Here is a 25085-nt window from a genome sequence, read left to right as displayed (position 1 = left end):
CTCAGCGGAAGGTGAGCTCGAACAGGATGTTGACGGCGTTGAGCAGCGACTGCCCCTTGCTCTTGGAGTAGTCGGTGTAGAGCAGGTGCACCGGGTGCTCGCGCCACGGGAGCCCGGTGCGGCCGAGCTGCAGCACGATCTCGCTCGCGTGCGCCATCCGGTTCTGGGTCAGGTGCACGCCGGCGGCGGCGTCGCGGCGGATCACCCGCAGCCCGTTGTGGGCGTCGGTCAGCCGCATGCCGGTGCTCTGGTTGGTGACCCACACGGCGGTCTTGAGCACGAGCTTCTTCAGCAGGCCCGCCTGGGTGCGCTCGTCGAGGAAGCGGGAGCCGAAGACGATCGCGAGGTCCTCGCGGCGGGCGAGCTCGAGCATCTCCTCGGCGTCGCTGACCTGGTGCTGGCCGTCGGCGTCGAACGTCACGAGGTAGCTGACGTCGGGCAGCGTCAGCGCGTGCTCGATCGCCGTCTGCAGCGCGGCGCCCTGTCCCAGGTTGGTCGCGTGGCGCAGCACCGTGGCGCCGGCGGCGCGTGCGGCGGCATCCGAGCCGTCGGTGCTGCCGTCGTCGACGCAGACGACGTGCCCGAACCGACCGACGAGCTCCGCGACGACGTCGGCGACGACGCGTGCCTCGTTGTAGACGGGCACGAGGACCGCCACATCCTCGTTGGCCATGCGGTCATTGTGGCAGCGGTCGTGTCGCTGGGACGTCAGGCGGTTCCGTGCCAGGCTGCCGGTGTGCCGAGCAGACGACCCCGCGTCACCGTCGCGACCCGGATCTACGCCCCGGAGGCCGCGGCCGCGGCCTTCCGTCTCGAGCACCTCGCGCGAGCGCTCGCGGAGCACGCCGACGTCGACGTCCTCACCACCCGGGCCCCCGGTGCGGACGCGCACGAGCCGCCGGCCGGGGTGCGGGTGCGCAGGTGGCCGGTGCTGCGCGACCGGTCGGGCTACGTGCGCGGCTACCTGCCATACCTGTCGTTCGACGTGCCGCTGCTGGTGCGGCTGCTCGCGGGCGCCCGGCCCGACGTCGTCGTCGCCGAGCCGCCGCCGACGACGGGTGCCGTGGTGCGGCTGGTGTGCGCCCTGCGCCGCGTCCCGTACGTCTGGTACGCCGCCGACGTGTGGTCCGACGCCGTCGCCTCGACCGGCTCGCCGCGCGTCGTCGTGGGACTGCTGCGCGCGCTCGAGTCCTCGGTGGTGCGCGGCGCCGCGGGCTCGGTCGCGGTGTCCGACGGCGTCGCGGAGCGGGTGCGCGCGCTCGGGGGCCGGGAGGTCGTCGTCGTGGGCAACGGTGTCGACACCGACGTCTTCGGCCCGCAGGGGCCGCAGCGCGGCGACCGGCGCACGCTCGTCTACGCGGGCACCGCGTCGGAGTGGCAGGGCGCGGACGTGTTCGCGCGCGCGATGCACCAGGTGCTCGAGCGGGTGCCGGACGCGCGGCTGGTCTACCTCGGGCAGGGCAGCGCGCTGGCGGAGATCCGCCGGGTCGCCGACGGGCTGCCCGTCGGCGCCGTGCGCGTGCTCGGCCAGGTGAGCCCGCAGGAGAGCGCCGCCTGGCTGAGGGGTGCCGCGGCCGCCGTCGTCAGCATCGTGCCCGGTCACGGGTACGACTTCGCCATCCCGACGAAGGTGTTCGCCGCGCTCGGCACGGGTACCCCGGTGCTGTACGCCGGCGTCGGGCCGACGGTCGGGATCCTCGAGGAGAACGGGCTGGGCCGCGCGGTCGCGCACGACGTCGACGCTGTCGCGCACGGGATGGTCGAGATGCTCGCGGCCGCCGCAGCGGACGACCCGCAGCGCGCCCGGCGCGTGCAGTGGGTGCTCGAGCACCGGTCGCTGCCCGCCGTGGCCGGTCGGGTCGTGGACGTCGTCCGCGCGGCGAGGCGCTGAGCCGCCTCAGCGTCCGGTCGTCGCGTCCTCGACGACCGGGACGAGGCGTTCCGCCAACGGCTCGCGCAGCGACGGGGTGTCGCACCCCACCCTTCATGGTGCTGTGTCAGTGTGGAGGGACACGACGGGAAGGTGGGGTCCATGGTCGTCGACAGACGCGAGTTCCTCAGTCTCGGCGCCGCCGCTGGGGTCGGCGCCTTCGGGCTGGTCCAGCGACAGCGGCAGGACGCCGACGGCGACGCCGGCCAGGCGGTCGACCAGGGGTCGGGGGTGGTGCGGTACGAGATCGCACCCGCACCGGCGGCCCGCATGACGACCCAGGCGCAGGCGTCGCTGAGCACGACGATCGAGGCCGACCCGTTCGAGCTCGTCGGCGTGACCTGGGATCGCGGCGAGCCCACGCCGCGCGTCGAGGTGCGCGTCCGGGACGACGCCGGGTGGACGTCGTGGCAGGAGCTGCAGGCGGGTCACGACCCGGACGACGACGCCCGCCCGGGCACCGACCCCCTGTGGGTGGGTCGGGCCAGCGCCGTCGAGGTACGTGCCGCAGGGGCGGACGGCGCGCTCCCGGCCGGCCTCGGCGTCGACCTCGTGCAGCCGGCCAGCGGCTCGACGAGCCTCACCGACGTCGCCGACGCCGACATGGCGACGCAGGTCTACTACCCGCGGCCGACGATCTACAGCCGCGCCAGCTGGGGTGCCGACGAGTCGCTGCGGCGCAACCAGGACGGCGTCTGGTACGGCGAGGTGCGCGGCATGTTCGTCCACCACACGGCGACGTCCAACGACTACAGCCAGTCCGAGGTGCCGGCGATCCTCCGGTCGATCTACCGCTACCACGTCCTCAGCCGAGAGTTCCTCGACATCGGCTACAACTTCCTCATCGACAAGTGGGGCCGGATCTGGGAGGGCGCCTACGGCGGCGTCGACCGCCCCGTCGTCGGTGCGCACACGCAGTACTACAACTCGCAGTCCTTCGCGATCAGCGCGATCGGCTCCTTCCAGCTCGTGCAGCCGCCCGCGGCGATGATCAGCGCCTACCAGCGGCTGATCTCGTGGAAGTTCACGGTGCACGGGTTGACGTCGGGCTACTCGACGGCCAACTACACGAACGACAACGCGCGCCCGCTCCCGGTCATCTCGGGTCACCGGGACACGAAGTCGACGACGTGCCCGGGCGGCAACCTCTACGCCAAGTTCGGCACGCTCCGCTCGGGCGTGCACGACCGGGTGACCGTCGAGAGCACGCTGCGCATCAGCGGGCCGGACGTGGTCGCGTTCGGCCAGCGCACCGAGCTGACGATCAGCTGGACCCTCGACGGCCGGCCGCTGAGCGGGAAGGTCAACCTGCAGCGCCGCAACGGCAGCAGCTGGCAGCACGTCCGGAAGATCACCGTCACGAACGGCCAGGCCACCACGGCCATCACCCCTGGCGGGACGAACTCCTACCGGTTGCGGATCTCCGAGTGCGACACCCCCGAGGTCGACACGCGTGACCCGCGCGGCACGAGCAACACGCTCGGCGTCAAGGTGGTCAAGCCGGGCGACGACCCGGTCCTCAGCCTCACCGGGCCGTCCTCGGTCAGGCGCGGGGCCAAGACGACGCTGCGCGTCCGATGGATCAGTGGCGCCGGCCCGGTCACCGGCAAGGTCAACCTGCAGCGCCGCAACGGCAGCAGCTGGACCCACCTGCGCCAGATGACGATCAAGAACGGCGAGGTGACGACGGTCATCACGCCGGGCAACTCGAACAGCTACCGGATCCGGGCGTCCGTGGCGGAGAAGCCCTCCGGCGTGCCGACGGCGCACCCGAAGGGCACCTCGAACACCTACACGGTCACGGTCACCTGAGGACGTCTCGCCTAGACTTCCCGCTGGTCTCGACCCGGTACGGAAGGCAGAGGCAGTGAGCGTCCTCCCACGGCTGCGGCGGCAGGCACGGGTCGCGGCAGCCGCCGCGCTGCTGGCGGTGCCGGCGCTCGTCCGGTCCGACGCCGTCGAGACCGCGGTGCGCCGCGAGCACGTCCGACGTCTCGGCGGCCGCGACGCCGACCGTGCCCGCCGGCAGTGGCGGCGCCACCTGCGCTCGCGCAACCGACGGGCGTCGCTGGCCGCGGTCGAGGCCGTCGCGGGCGTCCGCGACGCACGCCCGCTGCTCGACGACCTCCAGACCGCCGTGAGCGCGCGTCCGGACGACGTCGTGCTGCGGCTCGGGCTGTCCGCGGCGCTGCGACGCGTCGGCCGGGTCGACGACGCCGCCGACGTCCTCGGTGGCGTCCACGCCGTCACGGGCGACGACGTGCCCGCGCTGCTGCGCGAGGCGGTCGCGGTCGTCGGACGGCCGGGTCTGGCGCCCCTGGTGTCCCGTCTCGCGCCGCGCGACGACGACGCGCGACGGCTGCTCGCGGCGGCGTCGCTCGCAGACCTGGCGACGTCACCGCTCGCCGAGGTGCTGGGCCAGCACGAGCACGACGAGGACGTCCTGGTGGTGGCGGCGGCGGTCGCGACCGGGCTGGCCGAGCAGGAGGACGTGGCACGTGCGGCCCTCGCCCTCGACCGTGTCCCCGGCGGGGTGCTCGGACCCCTCGCCGCGACGCTGCGGGACGCGGGCGACCTGCGGCTGAGCACGGAGCTCGCGCGGCGGGTGCTCGAGCGGCACCCGTCCGACCCGGCCGCGCGGCGCACGGTGCGCATGGGCGAGAGCGGGCTGCGGACGCTGGAGGACGGCTGGCGCGCACCCGAGCGGGCGTCACGCTCCGACGAGCCCGTCGAGAGGCGGGTCCACTACCTGCTCCACAGCTCGCTGCCGCACACGACCCTCGGGTACGCCACCCGGACGCACGGGCTCCTGCGCGCGCTGCGCACCGACGGCTGGGACGTCCGAGGCATCACGCAGCCCGGCTACCCCGAGGACGTGCCCGACGCGGCGCCGTCCGACGACGTCGACGGCGTGCCCTACCGACGTCTCCCGCACGCGGGGCCGCTGCCCCACTGGCCGGTCGAGCGGATGGTGACGGCCTACTCCCGCGCGCTCGAGCCGGTGGTCCGCGACGAACGCCCCGCGATCCTGCACGCCGCGAGCAACTTCCGGAACGGGCTCGCCGCCGTCGACGTGGGCCGACGGCTCGGGATCCCGACGATCTACGAGGTCCGCGGGCTGTGGCACCTCACCCGGCTGGTGCGCGAGCCCGACTTCGACCGGACCGACTCCTTCGCGCTGCTCGAGCGCCTCGAGACCCAGGCGGCCTCGCTCGCCGACCACTGCCTGGTCATCACACGCGCTCTGGCCGACCACCTCGTCGATCGGGGGGTCGACGGCGACCGCGTGACCGTGGTGCCGAACGGGGTGGACACCGACCGCTTCCGTCCGCGCGAGCGCGACGTCGAGCTCGCGGCTCGGCTGGGTATCGGCGACCGCGTGGTGATCGGCTACGTCGGCGGCCTCGTCGAGTACGAGGGGCTCCACCTGCTGGTCGAGGCCGCGCACCTGCTCCGCCAGGAGCGGGACGACTTCCGGGTCCTCGTCGTCGGCGACGGCCGCAGCCTGCCCGCGCTCCGCGCGGCCGCCGTCGATCGCGGCATCGCCGACACCGTGGTCTTCACCGGTCGTGTGCCCCACCACGAGGTCGAGCGGTACTACTCGCTCGTCGACGTCGCGCCGTTCCCGCGGACGGCGGACCGCGTCACCGAGCTGGTCTCGCCGCTCAAGCCGTTCGAGGCCATGGCGATGGGCAAGGCCGTCGTCGCCTCGGACGTCGCGGCGCTCGCGGAGATCATCGACGACGGCGTCACCGGGAGGCTGTTCGAGGCGGGGTCCGCGCCGGCCCTGGCGGCGGTGCTGCGCGCGCTGCTCGACTCGCCGGCGCACCGGTCGGCGCTCGCCGACGAGGGCCTCGCCTGGGTGCGCCGCGAGCGCGACTGGCGCGCCCTGGCACCGGTGGTCGAGGCCGTGTACGCCGAGCTGTCGGTGCGCAGCGGCCGGTGAGCTCGCCGGCCGTACCGGCGCGGGCGCGGCGCCGGCACCGCGCGGTGGTGGCTGTCGTCACCGTGGGACGGTGCCCGTCGTGCACGGCCGGCAGCGGCCGAACGTATACGCTGCTCGTGGCCGCCTCGCCCTGGACCCCTCGTGGAGCTCGATCCCGACGCACGAGTCGCGGACCCCCAGGAGCAACCATCGGGCCGGCGCACAGCGACCTTCGGCGGACCGGGACGTCGAGACCAAGGAGACCGGGCAGGGAGCGGACCACGCGCGGCGTGACGACGCCCATGTCCGGGGGGAGTGGCAGGAGAGCGATGACATCGGAGGACTCATGGGTGCTCGGCACCGCGAGGCGGGCCCGACGGCTCGCCGGCCGCGTGCGCCGTCGCGTGATGAGGAGCCGGCTGGTCAGGACGGTCCTGCGGCGTCACGACCTGCCCGACCTGCGGCGGATCTCGCGGGGTTACCACGACCCGCGTGAGATCGCGGCGGTCGACAAGCAGGTCGTTGCGGCCGGGCACGGCGCCTCCGACGAGCGTGCCCGCCTGAGCAAGGCGGCCGCCAAGGTCGGTGACCTCGAGCTCGCTCTGCGCATCGCCGAGGACATGATCGGGCGCGGCTCGACCAGCCGCCAGGCCGTCGAGGTCCGCGACCGGAGCCGCGACCGGCTCGACATCCTGGCGAACGGCTTCCCGCGCCTGCGGACGCGCGCCTCCGAGCCCGCCTACACGCCCGACCCGACGTCGGTGCTGTGCGTCCTCTCGCAGTCGCTGCCGATCCGTGCCGGCGGCTATGCGACGCGCTCCCATGGCATCATCAGCGCCGTCGCGCGCGCCGGCTGGGACGTCGAGGCGATCACGCGCCTCGGCTTCCCCTACGACCGCTGGCCCGCCGACGACACGCGTGAGGTCCCGCCCACCGACGTCGTCGACGGCATCCGCTACCACCGCGCCCTGGTCCCGGGGCAGCGGGAGTACCCGCAGGTGCCGCTGCGCGACTACCTCGACCAGTCGGCGCGCATGATCGCCGACGCGGCCCGGCGCCAGCGCGCGGCCCTGATCCACGCGTCCAGCTTCTACGCGACCGGCCTCGCCGCCGCCGAGGCCGCCCACGAGCTCGGCATCCCCTTCGTCTACGAGATGCGCGGGCTCGAGGACCTGATGCGCACGGCCGCGCACGCCTCCTACCGCGACAGCCTCGACTACCGGTTCCTCGTCGAGGCCGAGACCGAGACCTGTCGGCGTGCCGACCACGTCCTGGTCATCACCGACGCGCTCGCCGAGGAGATGGTCGCCCGCGGCGTGCCGCGCGAGAAGATGACGGTCGTCCCCAACGGGGTGCACGTCGACGAGTTCACGCCCGCGCCTCGTGACCAGGAGCTGGCCGAGGAGCTGGGCTTCACCGGCAAGACCGTGATCGGCTACCTGGGTGGCTTCCCGCACTACGAGGGTCTGCGGCTGCTGGTGCGGGCCGTGGCCACGCTGCGGCAGCGACGGGACGACTTCCGGGTGCTCCTGGTCGGCGACGGGCAGCAGGACGGCACGCTGCGTCGTGACGTCGAGGAGCTGGGACTCTCGGACGTCGTGACGTTCACCGGCCGGGTCCCGCACGACCAGATCCCGCGGTACCTCTCGGTCACGGACATCACCCCGTTCCCGCGCCTGCCGCTGGACGTCTGCGAGCTCATCTCGCCGATGAAGCCGTACGAGGCGATGGCGATGACGAAGGCGGTCGTCGTCTCCGACGTCGCCGCCCTCGCGCAGATCGTGCACGACGGCGAGACCGGTCTGACGTTCCGCAAGGGCGACGCCGACGACCTGGCCGACAAGCTGGAGCTCCTCATCACGCGACCCGACCTCCGCGAGCGCCTGGGCACCGGCGCCCGTCAGTGGGTCCTCGACAAGGCCGACTGGAGCGTCATCGCGCGCCGGGTGGACGAGGTCTACCGGACCCTGCTGCCCACGGCGCGACCCGACGAGACGTCGGGGGTGGTGTGATGTCGCCGCTCCGACGAGCCGCACGACGGCTGCAGGTCACCACGCAGGTGCTGCTCCACGGGCCCGCTGCGATCGCCGTCCGTGCCGGCGCCACCACCGGTCGGGCGGCTCCGTCGGAGGCCGAGCAGCGACGCGAGCGCGTCCGCGCCGGCCACGCCGAGGCTCGTGCGCTGACCGGTCGGCCGCAGCTGCTCGCCGACCTCGACGTCGCACCCGCCGCGACGGCGTGCGAGCGCTTCCCGCGCGCGCTCGCCACGGACCTCGAGGCGTGGCGGGCGCTGCCCGAGGAAGGGGTCGACGAGGGTCGCCGGGCCGGGTTGCTCCGCGAGCTCGACGTGTGGGCCGCCGACGACCCCGCGCTGAGCCACGCCAACGGGCACTACCGCGCGCGCCTGCTGGCGCCCGGCGCGACCCGCGAGGACGTCCTCGCTGCCGTGCTGGCCGGCACGCCCGTCGTCGCGCCGCCGGCGGTTGCGGCGACGCTGCCGGCCGACGTCGCCGACCTGGTGACGGTCGTCGAGGACCTGGTCGCGCTGCGCGACGAGATGCAGCCTCTGCTGCTGCAGGACGAGCTGTTCGACCGCGAGTCGCTGCGGCTGCGGCGTACCGCGGTGCGGCGGTTCCTGACGAGCGCGCGCGAGGACCTCGCCGTCTCCGCGATCATCCCGACGAACCGGCCGCACCAGGTCGACAACGTCCTCGAGAACATCGGCCGCCAGCGACACCCCGTCGAGCTCGTCCTCGTGCTCCACGGCCTCGAGGTCGACCAGGCGGATCTCGACCGCCGGGCCGCCGACGCGGGCGTGGCGCGGCTGAGGGTCGTCCACGCCCCCGCGAGCGCCACGCTCGGCGCGTGCATGAACCTGGGTGTCGACGCGGCCTCGGGTGCGTACGTCGCCAAGATGGACGACGACAACCATTACGGCGCCGAGTTCATCGGCGACCTCGTCGACGCCGCCGTCGTCACCGGCGCCGAGATCGTCGGCAAGTGGGCCCACTACGTGTGGCTGCGCTCCTCGGGCGCCGTCGTGCTGCGCTACCCCGACGCGGAGAACCGCAGCGAGCGCCGCATCCAGGGCGGGTCGATGCTGTTCACCGCCGACGCCGTGCGCTCGGTGCGGTTCAGCGACATCCCGCGTGCCGTCGACAGCGACATCCTCGACCGGTCGCTCGCGAGCGGCCTGCGCGTCTTCTCCGCCGACCGGTTCAACTACGTGAGCATCCGCGAGACCGACCCGACCCGGCACACCTGGAAGGTCGTCGACGCCACGTTCTTCACGCGCACCGGCCGGCTGCTCTTCTACGGCGACCCGCGGGAGCACGTGGCGGTCTGAGCCAGTCCGAGCCGGTCCGAGCTGGTCGTCCGCACCGGCTCGGGCGCCGCGCTCCTCAGGAGTCGAGGACGGCCACGAGCTCGTCGCGGAGGACACCCTCGAGCGTGCGGGCGTAGGTGTCGGTGATGTGCGACCCCTGCCGGTAGACCAAGACGTTGCCGATGACCGGGACGCACTCCTCGGTGGGGCAGATGTAGTCGGTGAGATCGATCGCGGTCACACCCGGCACGCGCTCGGCCGCCGCCAGCTGCACGCCCGCGGAGCTGGACCTGACGCCCCGCTCGCGCGAGAAGGTGCACGCGGCCAGGTCCTCGGGGTGCTCGGCCACGCACTCGTACACCTCGTGGTCGGGCGCCGGGTTGTCGAGGACGACCGCGACGCGGGAGCCGGCCTGCTCGAGCTGCTCCCAGCGGGTCGCGAGACCGTCGACCATCGCGTCGGTCGAGCGTGGTCGGGTCGTCGAGGTCGACGACCCCCTGCGTCCCGCGCTGCGAGGTGATCACGAGGTCGGGTGCGAGGGCGATGATCTCGTCGAGGACGGCGTCGTTCCACTGGACGCAGGTCTTGTAGATCTTGCCGTCGACCGTCCGGGCGGCGTCCGCGAACGGGCAGCCCGACTTCGTGTAGAAGACCATGCGCCACCCCTCGGACTCCGCGATCGCGGCCAGCGGCGACTCCCACTGCAGGATCTTGGAGTCGCCGACGACGACCACGACGATGTCCGAGGTCGGGTCGCCGTGCTCGCACGCCACGGGCGTGGCCGACTCGATGCTCACCTGGCAATCGTTGGCATAGGCCTGCGGCACGTCGGAGGTCGCGTCGACGGCGGCCGGCACGAACCACTCGACCCCAGCGAGGCTCTCGACCGTGCCGTCGCCTCCCTCGACGGGCGCAGACGTGCCCTCCTCGCCGGTGCCGTCCTGCTGGACCACGCCGGCCCCGGCGGCCTCGCCGTCGCCGGTGGGTGCCGCTGAGGTGCTGGGCACGGCGAGGGCGAGCACGAGGCCGGCGAGGACGCCGACCAGGGTGCAGTTGCCGCCGATCGACAGCGTGAGCCGGTTCGAGCGGGACAGGGCGGGCGCGAACCGGATCGGGTTCTCGACGAGCTTGTAGCTGAGGTAGGCGGGCACGAACGAGGCGAGCATGACCAGCAGGCCGCGCTTCGTGCCGAGCTCGCCCCAGTACGCGGTGGCGCAGATGATGAGGGGCCAATGCCACAGGTACAGCGAGTACGACAGGCCGCCGACCCAGACCGCGGGTCGCCACGACAGCAGCACCGCCGGGCCCCAGCGGCCCGCGCTGAACCCGGCGACGATGACCGCGGCGGTCCCCAGCGTCGGCACCAGCGCGAGGTAGCCCGGCCACGCGGAGCTCGACGAGAAGACCAGGCCGCTGACGGCGATGGCGACCAGCCCGAGCCAGCCGAGCACGGCTGCGGCGCCGCGCGGCAGCCGGGGCCAGACGGTCGCGCCGATGGCCACGAACGCCCCGATGCCCATCTCCCACAGGCGGGTGGGGGTCACGAAGAACGCGGCCGAGGGGTTCGCCTGGGTCAGGTAGATCGAGTAGGCGAAGGAGGGGACGGCGATGAGCAGGATGCCGGCGGTCATGACCGCACGCAGCCGGGCGGTGGCACGACGGCGCACCCACCAGGCGATGACCACGAGCAGCAGCGGCCAGACGATGTAGAACTGCTCCTCGACCGCCAGCGACCAGAAGTGCTGCACGGGCGAGACACCGACGTCCTCGGCGAGGTAGTCGACCGACCGCGCGGCGAGGCGCCAGTTCACGACATAGGCCGCCGCGGAGACGATGTCCAGGCCGAAGGTACGCCACTCGATCACGCTGACGGTCAGCCACGTCAGCACCGCGGTGACGACCAGCACCAGCGCGGTGGCGGGCAGCAGCCGCTTCGCCCGGCGGGCGTAGAACCGCGGCAAGGAGATCCGCCCGCTCTTCTCGAGCTCGCGGATGAGCAGACCGGTGATGAGGAAGCCGGAGATCACGAAGAACACGTCGACGCCGACGAAACCGCCGGTCAGCTGGTCGACACCACCGTGGTAGAGCAGCACCAGGCCGATCGCGACCGCCCGCAGCCCCTCGATGTCGGGCCGGAACCCCGGACCGATCGACTTCTCGGGGGTCGCCCTGCGCCGGCGCGCGCGCGTCGGCAGCGCGGTGGTCTCAGACGTCTGCATGGGCCCACGGCTCCCCGTAGAAGAGGTCGGACGACGGCTTGGCCAGCAGCTCGGTGTCGCTGATCTTCCAGGTGTGCCCGTCGACGCTGGCGCCGCGCACGGACACGAAGTTGTACCGGTCCGCGGAGTAGACCCGCCCACCGGCCGCGGCCACCTTCTCGAGGAAGGTCGTGTCCACGCGGCGGGGAACGTCCTCGAAACGGAGCTCGGCGGCGACGGCGCGCGGCATGACCATCGTGCCGCCCTGCACCAGTCGGGTGTAGGTGTTCTCGGCCTCGGGGAACCGCAGGAACGTGGCTCCCGTCGACCGCAGGTGCGTCAGGTGCGCCCACTTGCCGGCGACGTGCGCGCCGGAGAAGTCGAACGTGGCCAAGAGGTCTCCGAGGTAGTGGGGCCCGTAATGGTTGTCGTCGTCCATCTTCGCCACGTACTCGCCGTCGGCAGCCTCGACCCCGAGGTTCATGAGGGCACCGAGCGTGAGATCGGCGTCGGCCGGAAGCAGCCGCACGTCGGCCAGACCCGCCTCGCGGGCACGGTCGGCCGTGCCCGGGTCGGCCTCGAAGCCGTGCGTGATCAGCACCAGCTGCACCTGCTCGTGCCGCTGACGCGCGAGCGTCGCCAGCACGTGGTCGATCTGACCCGGTCGCATCGTCGGGACGATCGCGGTGACCGGACGGGCCCGACGGCGAGCAGCGACGCCGGTCGCCGCGAGCACCTCGTCGACGGCGGCGGTCGTCGAGTGCCGGGCGAGTGCCTCGCGGACCCCGGCCAGGGCCGCCCGGCGGCGCAGCTCGGGATGACGCGCGAGCGCGGCGAGCGCCAGCGGCGCCGTCTCCCGGTCGACGACCTGCACCGCGGCGGCCGTCTGCGCCAGGGCGGGGTCGGACGTCATGACCACCGTGCCCTCGGCGAGCAGCTCCAGCACACGGTCGGGGCGCGCGGTCGTGCCGCGCTGGACGACGACGTCGTGCGCGCGGTCGCGGCGTGCCTCCGGACCGAGGTCGCCGGCCTCCTCGAAGACCGGGTCGGCGCCGCCGAGGCGCGCGAGAGGCACGCGGCGACCGGTCCGCACAGGGTTGTGCTCGCGCGGCTGCACACCGGGGGAGAGCACCGCGACGTCCGGGTGGTCGTAGTCGCTCACCCGCTCCGGCACCGCGACACGGACCAGGCCGGCGCGGTCGGCGACCGGGCACGTGGGGGCACCGGGGTCGGCGGTGTCCCACACGAGCAGCGGGCGCCCGGACCGCGCCGCCGCGGTGGCGATGGCGTCGGCGTCACCGGCCGTGCCCGGGAGCGGCCAGCCGAGCACCACCAGCTCGACGTCGGGCGGCACTGCTGCGCCGTCCCACGTCACCTGACGCCACTCCGGGCGCAGCAGCGCGACGAGCCGTTCGTCGGCGTGCACGAGCACTCGCACCTCGCGCGGCCGTGGGCCCGGCGTGCGCGCCGGGCGTGCCGACCCGCCGCCGCCGGGCTGGTGCCAGGCGCGCGAGAGGTGCGCTCGCCAGCGCCGCAGGCGAGTCGGGTGCACGACCAGTCCGGCGGACGCACGCAGCAGGCGCAGCGCGCGTGCCACGCTCAGTGCTCCTCGAGGAACCCGGCGATCACCGAGGCGATGCGCTCACCGGCGCGCCCGTCCCACAGCGGCGGCACGTCCCAGGTCTCGGGCCGGCCGGCCGCGAGCGTCTCCGCCGTCGCCGCCGCGAGGTTCTCGCGCGTGACGAGGCGGTTGGTCCCGTGGGTGATCGTGACGGGGCGCTCGGTGTTGGGGCGCAGCGTCAGGCACGGCACGCCGAGCACCGTCGTCTCCTCCTGCACACCGCCGGAGTCGGTGACGACGAGGTCGGCCCCGCGCACGAGGCCCATGAAGTCGAGGTACCCGAGCGGGTCGACGATCCGCATGCCCGGGTGGTCGAACAGGCCGCCCTCGCGCAGGCGCCCCCGCCCGCGCGGGTGCAGCGGCAGCACGACCGGCACCTGGTCGGCGACCGAGTGCATGGCGGCGACGAGCGCCGCGATGTCCTCGGGGTTGTCCACGTTGCCGGGCCGGTGCAGCGTCGCGACGGCGTAGCGGCCCTCGAGCGCGTGCTCGCGACGGGCGCGCTCGACGTCGAACCGGTCCATCGAGGCCAGCAGGGTGTCGATCATCGGGTTGCCGACGAGGTGGATGCTCGCCGGGTCGGCGCCCTCGCGCGCGAGGTGAGCGATCGCGTCGGCGCTGGTGCACAGCAGGAGCGCCGACAGCCGGTCGGTCACCATCCGGTTGATCTCCTCGGGCATCGACAGGTCGAAGCTGCGCAGCCCCGCCTCCACGTGCGCGAGCGGCTGCTGCAGCTTCGCCGCGACCATCGCGGCCGCCGCGGTCGAGTTGACGTCCCCGTAGACGACGACGAGCGAGGGCGCGCGGTCCAGCAGCACCGTCTCGAGCTCGACCATCAGCCGGGCGGTCTGGGCCGCGTGCGACGCCGACCCGACACCCAGGTTCAGGTCCGGCCGCGGCAGGTCCAGCTCGCGGAAGAAGACCTCGGACATGCGGTCGTCGTAGTGCTGCCCGGTGTGCACGAGGACCTGGTCGACACCGAGGGCGTCGAGGCCACGGATCACCGGTGCCGCCTTCGGGAAGTTCGGGCGCGCACCGGTCACGTGAAGCACGGGGCCGTGCATGAGAAGGTCCCTCCGGGCCGGGGAGTCGAGCGCGGCCATGATGCCATACTGACCCCGCCGTTCCCCCCTGAGCAGGAGTGTGACGTGTGTCCCCAGATCGGCTCCGGACCGCTCTGCAGGGCACCCCGTTCGCACTAGCGGCGCTCGCCGCCACCACGGTGCTCCGGCACCTCGACGACCACCCGGCGGTCGCCGTCAGCCGGGTGCTGCGCGCCGCGCCCGGCGCGCTGCCGCGGGTGGCGTCGCGCTGGCTGCGGGGCACCGGCTGGGAGCCGCTGGCGCTCGCGGCCGCAGGGCGGCGCGAGGAGGCCCGTCGCGCCGTCGACACGCTCGCGCGCACGCCTCTCGGGCGGGTCGGTGCGGCAGCGGCGACCTACGCGCTGCACGACATGGCCGCGGCGGCCGCGGTGCTCGAGTCGACCGGCACCGGCGACGCCGCCGACCGGTACGCACGCGCTCTGTGCCTGCGGACCCTGGGCCGCCTCGCGGAGGCGGAGAGCGCGGTCGCCCCGGACCGCGACCGGCGCGCACGACGGCTGCGCCGCCGCCTCGCCGCCGAGCTCGAGCTGCTCCGCCCGACCGGTCGCGCGCCGCTGCCGCTGGGCACGGGGCCGGCCACCCTCTCGCCCGGACCCGGCGAGGACCCGGTGGTGCTGCACCTGGTGACCAACGCGCTGCCGGAGACCCAGGCGGGCTACACGACCCGCACGCAGGGCATCCTGCGAGCGCTGCGCGCCCAGGGCGTGGACGCCCGGGTGGCGCCCAGGGCCGGGTTCCCGGTCGTCGACGGGCACGTGCGCGCCCGCGCGGAGGTGACCGTCGACGGCGTCCCATACCTGCGCACCCTGCCGCTCGGGCTGCCGCTCGACGTCGCCGCGCTGGCCCGCGCCGACGCCGACCACCGGGCGCGGCTCGCGGAGCGCGTGGGTGCCGGCGTGCTGCACGCGCACAGCAACTACCTCAACGGCCGCGCCGCGCTCGCGGCGAGGGACCGCGCCGGCGTGCCGGTCGTCTACGAGGTCCGCGGCATGCTCGAGGAGACCTGGCGCTCGCGCGGCGGTGACGCCGACGCCGACCGCTACCACCTCACCCGCGCGAGCGAGACCGAGGTGATGCGCAGCGCCGACGCGGTCGTCGTCATCTCGGAGGTGCTGCGGCAGGAGGTGCTCGACCGCGGCGTCGACCCGGCGCGCGTCCTGCTCGTGCCCAACGCCGTCGACGACCGCTTCCTCCAGGAGCCCCCGGACCCCACGGCGCTGCGGGAGCAGCTGGGGATCGGCCGCGACGACGTGCTCGTCGGCACGATCTCCACGCTCAACGACTACGAGGGTCTCGACGTGCTGGTCGACGCGATCGGTCTGCTCCGGGCCGAGGGCGACCCCGTGCGCCTGCTCGTCGTCGGGTCGGGCCCTGCCGCGTCGCGGCTGCGGGATCGCGCCCGCACGCTGGGCGACGGCGTCGCCGTCCTGCCCGGCCGGGTCCCGTTCGCCGACGTGCACCGCTACCACGCGGCCCTCGACGTCTTCGCCGTGCCGCGCCTCGACCTCCCCGTCACCGCGCTCGTCCCGCCGCTGAAGCCGCTCGAGGCGATGGCCAGCGGCCGCCCCGTGGTGGGGTCGGACCTCCCGCCGCTGCGCGAGATCGTCCGCGACGGCGAGACCGGCGCGCTCGCGCGACCAGGAGACCCGGAGGCCCTCGCCGCGGCACTCGCGGGTCTCGTGCGGGACCCCGACCGGCGGCGGAGGTACGGGCGCCGTGCACGCGAGATCGTGCTCGCCGAGCGCACCTGGGCGCACGCGGCGCAGCGGTACCGGGGCCTGTACCGGGCGCTGCACGACGTGTGACCCAGCCCTCGGTTCTCGCGGCCGCTCGGCCCGTATGCTGTGGCAGGCCATGGATCCGTACTGAGGAGTGAACGTGACGGCAGACGTTGTCGTGCTCGGGCTGGGCTACGTCGGCCTGCCCCTGGCGCAGGAAGCAGCCCGGGCCGGACTGTCGGTGATCGGCTTCGACATCAACGACGCGGTCGTCAACGGCCTCAACGAGGGTCGCTCGCACGTCGACGACCTCTCCGACGACGACATCGCCGAGCTGTTGCGCCACGGCTTCCGGGCCACGACCGACGAGTCCGCGATCGCCGAGGCCGACGCCGCCGTCATCTGCGTGCCGACGCCGCTCGCCGAGGACGGCGGTCCCGATCTCCGCCCCGTGATCTCGGCGACGCGCACGATCGCGCGCCAGCTGCACCCCGGCATGCTCGTCGTCCTGGAGTCGACGACGTACCCCGGCACGACGGAGGAGGTCGTCCGACCGATCCTCGAGGAGGGCGGCCTGGTGGCCGGCCGCGACTTCGCGCTGGCCTTCTCCCCGGAGCGCATCGACCCGGGCAACCCCGTCTACGGCATGAAGAACACGCCGAAGGTCGTGGGTGGCCTCACCCCGGAGTGCACCGACCGCGCGGCCGCCTTCTACGGCCGCTTCGTCGACACCGTGGTGCCCGCCAAGGGCACCCGGGAGGCCGAGACCGCGAAGCTGCTGGAGAACACCTACCGGCACATCAACATCGCCCTCGTCAACGAGATGGCCCGGTTCTGCCACGAGCTCGGCATCGACCTGTGGAACGTCATCGAGATGGCGAAGACGAAGCCGTTCGGCTTCCAGGCGTTCTACCCGGGCCCGGGCGTCGGCGGCCACTGCATCCCGATCGACCCGAACTACCTGAGCTACAACGTCCGCGCCCGGCTGGGCTACCCGTTCCGGTTCGTCGAGCTCGCGCAGGAGATCAACGCGACGATGCCGGCGTACGTGGCCCGGCGCGCGCAGGACATCCTCAACGAGGACTCGATCGCGATGCGCGGCTCGACCATCCTCATGCTCGGCGTCACCTACAAGCCCGACATCGCCGACCAGCGCGAGTCGCCCGCGGTGCCGCTGGCCAAGCAGCTCATGCGGATGGGCGCCGAGGTCCGCTACCACGACCCGAACGTCGCCACCTGGGACGTCAACGGCACCGAGCTCACGAGCGTGACCGACCTCGACGAGGCGCTCGCCTCGGCCGACCTCACGCTCCTGGTCCAGAACCACAAGACCTACGACGTGGACGCCCTCGCGGCCTCCGCCAAGCGCTTCTTCGACACGAAGGGCGTCGTGACCGCTCCCGGAGCGCATCGGCTGTGACCTCGGCGGAGCGCGGCGGCACCGCCGCCGGCGGGCCGTCGGAGCTCGCCCAGCTCGCCGCGCGCAGCGGGCTGAAGAAGGTCGGCAGCCGGCCTGGCCTGCCGGAGTACGTGCGCACGCTGTGGGCGCGGCGTCACTTCCTCTGGGTGCTGTCGACCTCGCGCAGCTACAGCCGCAACCAGAACAACTACCTCGGCCAGCTGTGGTCGGTGCTGAGCCCGCTCACGCTGGCGGCCGTCTACTACCTGGTGTTCGGGCTGCTCCTCGACACCCGGGCGGGGACGACCAACTACCCGGGCTTCCTCACGATCGGCGTCTTCATCTTCATGGCGATCGCCGCCTCGATGACCGCCGGCTCGACCGCCGTCACCTCGAACATCACGATGGTGCGTGCGCTCGACTTCCCGCGCGCGGTGCTGCCGCTGTCGGTCGCGCTGTCCGAGATGCTCACGCTGCTGCCGGCGATCGGCGTCATGATCGTGATCGTCCTCCTCACCGGTGAGCCGATCACGGTGACGTGGCTGCTGCTGCCGGTCGCGCTCGTCCTCATCCTGCTGTTCAGCGCAGGGTGCGCAATGATCGCTGCGCGCGTCGTGGTCGCCGCACGCGACCTGCGGAACCTCATCCCGGTGGCGATCCGGCTGCTGCGCTACGTCTCGGGTGTGTTCTTCTCGATCGAGGCCTACGCCGGCCGGTTCGAGTGGGGCTTCGTGCTCGAGTACCAGCCGGTGGCGGTCTACCTGACGCTGATGCGGTCGGTGCTGCTGCAGGACGTGGCCGTCGACCCGACGATGTGGCTGACGGGCCTCGCGTGGGCGGTGGTGCTCTTCCTCGTGGGCTTCGTCGTCTTCTGGAGCGCGGAGGAGAAGTATGGCCGCGACTGACGACGCCTTCGAGGAGATCGACTTCGAGGACGACGACGACCTCGACGACGGCGCGCCCGAGCGTGCGAAGCAGGACGCCGACGCGGAGCGGACCCCGTCGGTCGTCGTCGACGACGTCCACGTGCGCTACCGGGTCTTCGGTGGCCGCAAGCGCGTGTCCGGCCCGGAGATGGGCCGCATCCGCGCGATGTTCAACCGCAGCCGCCGTCACGTCGGCGCGGTGACCGAGGTGCACGCGGTGCGCGGCGTGTCGTTCGTCGCCCACCACGGCGAGTCGATCGGGATCATCGGGCGCAACGGTGCCGGCAAGAGCACCCTGCTGCGCGCCATCGCGGGTCTGATGCCGACGAGCTCGGGGGCCGTCTACGTGGCGGGGACCAGCTCGCTGCTGGGCGTCAACGCCGCGCTCGTCAGCTCGCTCACCGGCGAGCGCAACGTCATGATCGGCGGGCTCGCGCTCGGGCTGACGCCGGCGCAGGTGCGGGAGCGGTTCGACGACATCGTCGAGTTCGCCGGCATCGGGGACTTCATCGACCTGCCGATGAAGGCGTACAGCTCGGGCATGGCCGCACGGCTGCGGTTCGCGATCTCCACCGCCGCGGTGCCGGACGTCCTCATGATCGACGAGGCGCTCGCGACGGGCGACGCCGAGTTCCGCGAGCGCAGCGCGAAGAAGATCGAGGAGATCCGCGGGCACGCGGGCACGGTCTTCCTCGTGAGCCACTCGATGAGGTCGATCGAGCGGATGTGCGACCGCGCGATCTGGATCGAGCAGGGGCAGGTCGTCGCCGACGGCCCGGCCCGCGAGATCACGGCGGAGTACCGCAAGGCGACCAAGAAGGGTTGAGCGGCTCGTGAGAGTGCTCGTCGTCACGGTGGTCCACGACCCCGAGGACGCGCGCATCCGTCACCGCCAGATCCCCGCGCTGCTCGCGGCCGGTCACGAGGTCGTCTACGCCGCGCCGTTCACGGCGTTCGACAGGCGCCCGCCGCACGGGGTGACCCCGGTGGACCTGCCGCGCGCCGCAGGCAGGCGACGGCTGGGAGCGGTGCGTGCCGCGCGACGGCGCATCCGGGAGATGCGCGACGACGTCGACCTGGTGCTGCTGCACGACCCGGACCTGCTGCTGGCGGTGGCGGGGTTGCGACGCCGGCCGGTGGTGGTGTGGGACGTGCACGAGGACACCGCGGCGGCCCTCGGCATGCGGCCGTGGGTGCCGCGCCCGGCCCGCCGGCTGCTGGTGGCCGCCGTCCGCCTCGCCGAGCGGTGGGCCGAGCGCCGGCTGGTGCTGCTGCTGGCGGAGCGGGCCTACCAGGCGCGTTTCCGGCGCCCGCACGTCGTGGTCCCGAACTCGGTGATGGTCCCCGAGGAGCCGCCCCCGCCCCCGGGAGCCGACCGCGTGGTCTACCTCGGCAAGGTCACGACCGCGCGCGGGTGCGCCGAGATGGTGGCGCTCGCCCAGCGGCTGACCGACGTGCGGGTGCAGGTCATCGGCCCGGCCGACGCCGACTGCGCGGAGATGCTGCGGGAGGCCGCGGCGCGCGGCGACCTCGACTGGGAGGGCTTCGTGCCCAACGACGTCGCGCTCGCACGGCTCGACGGCGCGCTCGCCGGGCTGTCGCTGCTGCACGACCAGCCCAACTACGCGGTGTCGGAGCCGACGAAGGTCATGGAGTACATGGCCCACGGCGTCCCGGTCGTCTCGACGCCGAACGCAGCCGCGAAGGCGCTCGTCGAGCGGTCGGGCAGCGGCGTCGTCGTCCCGTTCGGCGACGTGCAGGCCGCCGCCGACGCCGTCACCCGCCTCGCGACCGACCGGGCCTGGCGCGAGGAGCTGGGGGCCAGCGGCTACCGCTACGCGAGCCAACACCTCAGCTGGCGAGCGGACGCGCGCACCTTCGTCGAGGCGCTCAGCGACGCCGTCAGGAGATCGACGAGATCCAGGTCGACTTGAGCCCGAGCCGGCTGCGGAGCTGCTCGCCCGTGATGGTCGCCGTCCGGCCGTCGGAGCTGTAGGCCGTCACGCGCTGCGCGGCGTTGCCGTCCGAGCGGCTGCTGACGACCACGCGGGCGACGTCGGGCAGCCCGAAGGCCGAGCGCATCGCGGACTGGCTGACGTTCGCCGTCCAGCTCGAGTTCGGGTTCCGGCTGTGCAGGCTCCAGCGGTCGTCGACGCTGCGCAGATAGGGGAGTGCGGCCGTCCAGACGTCCTCGGAGTTCTGGGTCCGGCCGCCCGAGGAGGAGAAGTAGTACGCCTGCACGATCGAGCTGCCGCTGACGACCACGCCGCCCAGGCCGCTGCTGTTGATCGTCGCGTCGACGGCGTCGCGCCAGCGCACGCCGTAGGTGCGCTCGTTCTCCTTCAGCCACCCGGTGTAGTTCTGCGACCGGGTGTCGTCGTAGAGGTGGCAGTCGCACGCCGTGCGCGGGGACGCCGGCTTGGTGGCCATCGCGTAGCTGCGTGCGGCGATCGCCTGCGCCTGCAGCGCCGCGGCCGACCACGAGGACGGCATCTCGGCGATCCCGTACATGTACTCGTCGGTCACGCGGACCACGTTGACGGCGTTGACGCGGCCGTTGATCGACATCAGCTCCAGCCGGCCGTGGCGGTAGACGCCCTGGGCGCCGCTGACGCTGGTGTTCACCGAGATCGTGGACCCCGGCTGGAAGTACCGGGTGGCCGCCCACTCCACGTGGACACGGTTGGACGTGGACGCCGTGCGCCAGGTCTGGCCGTTGGCCTGCACCTGCAGCCCGCTGCTCACCGGCGTGACCGTGATGCTGGTGCCCGCCGGCAGCGTCGCCACGATCGAGCCGCCGAGCCGGATCCGGGACTGCCCGCCGGAGGTGCGCAGGGTCGTCGAGGACGCGCCCGCCAGCACCTGCACCCGCACCTCGGCGCTGGTGTCGCGGTAGGCGACGTCGGCACCGGAGTAGTAGTGCTGGATGATCTGGCGCGCCGAGCTGCCGTCGAGAGCCATGCCGTACGCGCCGTACTGGGACAGGCCCACGCCGTGGCCCCACCCGGCGCCCTGGACGCGGAACGTCGAGGGCGTGGCGCTCGTGGCGACCACGCGCAGCGTGCCGCTCGTGCCGTAGGGGTCCTTGGTGACGACACCGGAGTGCGACGTCACCGTCGACACCCGCAACCGGTACTGGGCGGTCTTGTCGACCTTGATCGCGATCTCGCCGCGGCCGTTGGTCACCGTCACCTGCTTGACGTGCACCCAGCTGTTGCCGTCGCGGCGCTGCAGGTTCACCTTGCCGCTCGCCCGCTGGCCGCCGACCGTCCACGAGATCGTGAACGGCACGCTCGAGCCGGCGATCGCGACCGGCGGTGCCAGCAGGTCCGGGGCCGCCGACTCCTTCGCACTGCTGACGACCGTCACCTTGACGGTGTTGCTCGTGCCGTCCGGGTGCGCCTGCGGCACCCCGCCGGGGCTGGTGACCGCGCTCGTGCGCAGCCGGTAGCTGTTCGTCGCGCCGGGGGTGATGACCGTCGTCGCCCGCCCGTCGACCACCTCGATCTTGCGGACGTGCTCCCACACGCCGTTGCGCTGCCGCTGCAGGTTGACGTACCCGCTCACAGGCTTGCCCTGGTGCACCCACGTGATGACGAGCGTCGTCTTCTCGCCACGGGTGGCGTAGGCCGTGCTCGACAGCTGCAGCACGTCGCCCGCGGCGGCGTGGGCGTCGTCCGTGGCCGTGGGCGCGAGCAGCAGGGTCAGGGCAAGGGCCAGGACGGACAGCGCCGCGCCGAGGCGTGACAGCAGGCGGCGGGTCATCGTGCGCCTCCGAGGTCGGGATCGTGGTGCGATGCTAGTGCAGGTGCGTGACGCGTGTGATACGCGTGACGCTAGTGACATATCGGCAGGCGCGGTCGCGATGTAAGCCGTCAACGACGTCCGTTGCGCACCGACCTCAGGGTCGCGGTCGCGAGCGACAGCGCCGAGCGCGGGACCGAGAGCCGCTCGACCTCGCGGTAGAGCTGCCAGTTGTGCCGGACGAGGTCGAGCTTCTTCTCCGACAGCGCTCCCGGCCGCGCCGCGCGGTACAGCGCGAGCGGCTCTGGCAGACCGCGCGCGACGTGTCCGTCGCGCAGGATCGACAGCCACAGCGCGTAGTCGTGGCGCTTGCGCAGCTCCGGCATCAGCCGGGCGCCGAGCCGGTCGCGGTCGTACATCGCGGTGAGGCACCCGATGTAGTTGGCGCGCAACATCCGCCGGTACGTGAGCTCCTCCGGCGCGCGGATCACCCGGTCGTTCGGCTGGAAGTCGACGGCGTCGCCCGCGAAGTCGGCAGCGACCTTGTAGTACCAGCTGTAGGTCAGCGGGGCACCGGTCTCGGCGCCGAAGGCCAGCTGCCGCTCGAGCTTGCCCGGCAGCCAGAGGTCGTCGCTGTCGAGGAACGCCACCCAGCTGCCGCGTGCACGCTCGATCGCACGGTTGCGCGCCACCGCGGCCCCGAGCGGCTCCGTCGAACGGATCGGCACGACCCGCTCGTCCGCGGCAGCCGCGACGGCCAGCAGGTCCCACGACTCGTCGTCCGAGGCGTCGTCGACGGCGAGCAGCTCCCACTCGGTGTGCGTCTGCGCCTGCGCGGAGCGCAGCGCCTGACCGAGCGTGCCGGCCGCGTTGTGCACCGGCATGATCACCGAGACCAGGGGAGTGGACGACACCCGGCGAGTCTAGGAGACCTCACGGGTCGGACCGCGTGCGGGCCAGCGCCGCGACGGCGGTCCGCCCAGGATCGCCTCGACCGCCTCGCGCCACGCGCCGACCTGCCGCTCCGCGCACAGGACCCGGGCGGCGGCGTCGGCCGCGGCCTTCATGCCCGTGACGCCCTCGACCGTGAGCGCGTCGACCGCGGATGCGAAGGCCGCGGGGGTAAAGTCGGGCGTGACGACGCCGAGGCCGTGCTCGCGCACGACGGCCGCCATGTCCGGGCTCGGCCCGACGACGACGCCGAGCCGGGCCTGCACGAAGTCGAACAGCTTGTTGGGCAGCGCGTGGGCGAAGTTGAAGGAGATCGGCGGCAGCACGTACACGCCGACGTCGTAGCCGTGCAGCGTCGCGACCACCTCGTCGGTGGCCACCGGGTCGTGGACGCGCACCCGGTCGCTGCCCGCGAAGCGCTCGCGCAGCGACGGCACGTAGCCGGTGCCCTGGTCGATGAGGTAGAGGTCGAGGGTGGCGCCGGAGCGCACCAGCTCCATGGCGGCCAGCATCGTCTCCAGACGCTCGGGCACGCCGTTGCCCGCGTGGACCAGCCGCACCGGGTCGGCGACCGGGCCGGGCGCCAGGTCGGCGAGCGGCGGCGCGTTCATCACCAGCCCCGTCTCGACGCCGAACTCGCGCCGGTACGCCTCCGCGAGGCCGGGCGAGACCGTGGTCACGGAGTCGACGCGCGTCACCCACGTGCGCACCAGCCACCGGTAGTACGGCGCCACGACCAGCCGCCACGGCAGGCTCTCCTCGTTCTGGCGCGGCGCGTACTCGTGCAGGTCGGCGTGCACGCCGCGGCGCGGCCGCAGCCCGACCGCCAGCGGCACCGTGTCGGCGTCGTTGGCGAGCACGACGTCGTGCTCGCCGACCGGCAGCCGCTCCCGCAGCCACCGCTGCACCGGCATCGTGTCGTAGGTGCGCTGGTACGCCCGTGCCAGCAGCAGCCGCCGGTCCTTGTGCCAGTAGACGATCTCGTCGGGGATGCGCACGTGCGCCACGACCCCCTCCGGCGCCTCGCCGTAGCCCACGGTCGTGACGTCGTAGAGCGGCGTGAGCAGCCGCAGCTGCCGCAGCACCCGGGCGTCCCGGTACAGCGGCGAGTAGCTGATCACCAGCACCGACGGGCGCGTCACGGCGCGTCCAGCACCCGTGCGTAGAGCGCCACGAGCTCGGCCGCCTCGTGGCTCCAGTCGAGCTCCTCCGCGGCCGCGCGCGACGCGGCCCGGTAGCGGCCCTCGTCGGCCAGCACCCGCTCGACGGCGGCCGCGAGCTGGTCGGGCCGTCCCGCCCCGAAGACCTCGCCGATGCCGTGCTCGCGCACGACGGCGGCGGTGTCCGGCAGGTCGGCGGCCACGACCGGGAGCCCGGCGTGGATCGACTCGAACAGCTTGTTCGGCAGCGAGTAGCGGTAGGAGAGGCAGATCGGGCGCACGTAGACGACCGAGGCGTCGGCGTCGGCCAGCGTCCTGGGCACCTCGGGCCCGGGCACCGGGCCCACCAGGTGCACGCGGTCGCCGACGCCCGCAGCCGCCGCCCGGGCCAGCAGACCCTCGACGTACCCCGCGTCGCCGTAGCCGAGCATGACGAGGTGGGTGTCGTCGTCGAGCTCGGTGAGGGCGTCGACGGTCTCCTCGAGACCGCGCCCGGTGGTGACGCCACCGGCGTACGCGATCACGCGAGCGTGCGCCGGCAGCCCGGCGAGCTCGCGCAGCCGACCGTCGGCGGGCACGGGCACCGCCCCGCGGCGGTGCGGGATGTTGCGCACCAGCGTCGGCGGCGTGCGCAGCCGGAAGCGCCGGCGCATCCAGGTGACGATCGACGGCGACACGGTGATCACGCCCGCGCTGGCCCGCACGCCGAGCCACTCGGTCACGGCCTCGACCAGCGGCGCCAGCAGCCGGTCGCCGCGCACGTTGCGGCGGGTCCACAGCTCGTGGGCGTCGTAGACGATGCGCGCACCGACGCTCGCGCGGACGAGCATCGCGGGCGCGAGCGTGTTGCCGTCGTTGGCGTGGACGACGTCCGGCCGCCACTGCCGCAGCCGTCGCACCGCGCCCGCCCAGAACCACACGAGCCGGGCCGACTGGTACAGCCGCATCCATGCGTCGGCCACGAGCGACCGCACCGAGCGGCGCGCGGGGGCGGGGGTCACGGACGGTGTGCCGACGTCCGCGGCCGGCTCGCCGCGCGGCGGCGGCGCGGCAGGCGCGTCCCGCACGGCCTCGGCGCGGGCGGC

18 protein-coding genes are annotated in these 25085 nt (G+C 73.5%); 10 read left to right on the top strand and 8 right to left on the bottom strand.

The window, feature by feature from the left end:
• Nucleotide 1: 1 nt before the first annotated feature.
• The gene (locus GPA02_RS16980; protein WP_156201633.1) at nt 2-673 is read right to left on the bottom strand and encodes a glycosyltransferase family 2 protein; all 672 of its coding nucleotides are present in this window, start codon (nt 671-673) and stop codon (nt 2-4) included.
• A gap of 63 nt (nt 674-736) precedes the next feature.
• On the opposite strand from GPA02_RS16980, the gene GPA02_RS16975 reads away from it, so the two are divergent.
• From GPA02_RS16975 to GPA02_RS16955, 5 genes are all read left to right on the top strand, one after another.
• Complete coding sequence (locus GPA02_RS16975; RefSeq protein ID WP_156201632.1) at nt 737-1891, top strand: glycosyltransferase family 4 protein; 1155 nt, start codon at nt 737-739, stop codon at nt 1889-1891.
• Nucleotides 1892-2032: 141 nt separating this feature from the next.
• Entirely contained in the window at nt 2033-3742 is a 1710-nt protein-coding gene (locus tag GPA02_RS16970; protein ID WP_156201631.1) for a peptidoglycan recognition protein family protein, read from the top strand.
• A gap of 55 nt (nt 3743-3797) precedes the next feature.
• Nucleotides 3798-5876: a glycosyltransferase gene (locus GPA02_RS16965; RefSeq protein ID WP_156201630.1), complete on the top strand. Its 2079-nt coding sequence runs from the start codon at nt 3798-3800 to the stop codon at nt 5874-5876.
• Nucleotides 5877-6184: 308 nt separating this feature from the next.
• Nucleotides 6185-7867: a glycosyltransferase family 4 protein gene (locus GPA02_RS16960; protein ID WP_162457808.1), complete on the top strand. Its 1683-nt coding sequence runs from the start codon at nt 6185-6187 to the stop codon at nt 7865-7867.
• Nucleotides 7867-9201: a glycosyltransferase family 2 protein gene (locus GPA02_RS16955; RefSeq protein WP_156201628.1), complete on the top strand. Its 1335-nt coding sequence runs from the start codon at nt 7867-7869 to the stop codon at nt 9199-9201. The genes GPA02_RS16960 and GPA02_RS16955 overlap by 1 nt, the downstream gene beginning before the upstream one ends.
• Here GPA02_RS16955 and GPA02_RS16950 read toward each other — a convergent pair.
• From GPA02_RS16950 to wecB, 3 genes are read right to left on the bottom strand one after another with little or no spacing between them, the layout of a single operon-like run.
• Entirely contained in the window at nt 9168-11399 is a 2232-nt protein-coding gene (locus tag GPA02_RS16950; protein ID WP_156201627.1) for an acyltransferase family protein, read from the bottom strand. The genes GPA02_RS16955 and GPA02_RS16950 overlap by 34 nt on opposite strands.
• A complete protein-coding gene (locus GPA02_RS16945) occupies nt 11386-12975 on the bottom strand; it encodes a glycosyltransferase family 2 protein (RefSeq protein ID WP_156201626.1) in 1590 nt (529 codons plus the stop codon). Before GPA02_RS16945 ends, GPA02_RS16950 begins: the two co-directional genes overlap by 14 nt.
• Nucleotides 12976-12977: 2 nt before the next feature.
• A complete protein-coding gene (gene wecB / locus GPA02_RS16940; protein WP_240134111.1) occupies nt 12978-14102 on the bottom strand; it encodes a non-hydrolyzing UDP-N-acetylglucosamine 2-epimerase in 1125 nt (374 codons plus the stop codon).
• Nucleotides 14103-14149: 47 nt separating this feature from the next.
• On the opposite strand from wecB, the gene GPA02_RS16935 reads away from it, so the two are divergent.
• The 5 genes from GPA02_RS16935 (at nt 14150) to GPA02_RS16915 (ending at nt 20079) form a co-directional block, all read left to right on the top strand.
• On the top strand, nt 14150-15907 hold the full coding sequence (locus GPA02_RS16935; RefSeq protein ID WP_156201625.1) for a glycosyltransferase family 4 protein: 1758 nt from the start codon (nt 14150-14152) through the stop codon (nt 15905-15907).
• Nucleotides 15908-15980: 73 nt separating this feature from the next.
• Nucleotides 15981-17240: a nucleotide sugar dehydrogenase gene (locus GPA02_RS16930; protein ID WP_156201624.1), complete on the top strand. Its 1260-nt coding sequence runs from the start codon at nt 15981-15983 to the stop codon at nt 17238-17240.
• A complete protein-coding gene (locus GPA02_RS16925) occupies nt 17237-18124 on the top strand; it encodes an ABC transporter permease (protein WP_156201623.1) in 888 nt (295 codons plus the stop codon). Before GPA02_RS16930 ends, GPA02_RS16925 begins: the two co-directional genes overlap by 4 nt.
• A complete protein-coding gene (locus GPA02_RS16920) occupies nt 18111-18971 on the top strand; it encodes an ABC transporter ATP-binding protein (RefSeq protein ID WP_156201622.1) in 861 nt (286 codons plus the stop codon). Before GPA02_RS16925 ends, GPA02_RS16920 begins: the two co-directional genes overlap by 14 nt.
• Before the next feature lie 7 nt (nt 18972-18978).
• A complete protein-coding gene (locus tag GPA02_RS16915; protein WP_156201621.1) occupies nt 18979-20079 on the top strand; it encodes a glycosyltransferase in 1101 nt (366 codons plus the stop codon).
• On the opposite strand, the gene GPA02_RS16910 is transcribed toward GPA02_RS16915, so the two are convergent.
• From GPA02_RS16910 to GPA02_RS16895, 4 genes are all read right to left on the bottom strand, one after another.
• Nucleotides 20048-21910 carry a SpoIID/LytB domain-containing protein gene (locus tag GPA02_RS16910; RefSeq protein ID WP_162457807.1) on the bottom strand — a complete coding sequence of 621 codons (1863 nt, stop codon included), beginning with the start codon at nt 21908-21910 and terminating at the stop codon, nt 20048-20050. The two genes, GPA02_RS16915 and GPA02_RS16910, sit on opposite strands and share 32 nt — an antisense overlap.
• Nucleotides 21911-22020: 110 nt before the next feature.
• Entirely contained in the window at nt 22021-22803 is a 783-nt protein-coding gene (locus GPA02_RS16905) for a glycosyltransferase family 2 protein (protein WP_204986664.1), read from the bottom strand.
• Nucleotides 22804-22812: 9 nt separating this feature from the next.
• On the bottom strand, nt 22813-23982 hold the full coding sequence (locus GPA02_RS16900) for a glycosyltransferase (protein WP_156201619.1): 1170 nt from the start codon (nt 23980-23982) through the stop codon (nt 22813-22815).
• Nucleotides 23979-25085 (bottom strand): glycosyltransferase (locus GPA02_RS16895; RefSeq protein WP_156201618.1); only part of this gene is annotated, 1107 nt, incomplete at its 5' end. The genes GPA02_RS16895 and GPA02_RS16900, both read right to left, overlap by 4 nt.

Source organism: Actinotalea caeni, assembly GCF_009733795.1.
Taxonomy (GTDB): Bacteria; Actinomycetota; Actinomycetes; order Actinomycetales; family Beutenbergiaceae; genus Pseudactinotalea; species Pseudactinotalea caeni.
Note: the sequence above shows the minus strand (reverse complement) of the source record. Positions and strands in the feature narration are given on the sequence as shown.

Coding starts and splice junctions, on each gene's coding strand:
- GPA02_RS16955 (WP_156201628.1), top strand. CDS start 7,867: ATGTCGCCGCTCCGACGAGCCGCACGACGGCTGCAGGTCACCACGCAG.
- GPA02_RS16920 (WP_156201622.1), top strand. CDS start 18,111: ATGGCCGCGACTGACGACGCCTTCGAGGAGATCGACTTCGAGGACGAC.
- GPA02_RS16910 (WP_162457807.1), bottom strand. CDS start 21,910: ATGACCCGCCGCCTGCTGTCACGCCTCGGCGCGGCGCTGTCCGTCCTG.
- wecB (WP_240134111.1), bottom strand. CDS start 14,102: ATGGCCGCGCTCGACTCCCCGGCCCGGAGGGACCTTCTCATGCACGGC.
- GPA02_RS16970 (WP_156201631.1), top strand. CDS start 2,033: ATGGTCGTCGACAGACGCGAGTTCCTCAGTCTCGGCGCCGCCGCTGGG.
- GPA02_RS16980 (WP_156201633.1), bottom strand. CDS start 673: ATGGCCAACGAGGATGTGGCGGTCCTCGTGCCCGTCTACAACGAGGCA.
- GPA02_RS16960 (WP_162457808.1), top strand. CDS start 6,185: ATGACATCGGAGGACTCATGGGTGCTCGGCACCGCGAGGCGGGCCCGA.
- GPA02_RS16950 (WP_156201627.1), bottom strand. CDS start 11,399: ATGCAGACGTCTGAGACCACCGCGCTGCCGACGCGCGCGCGCCGGCGC.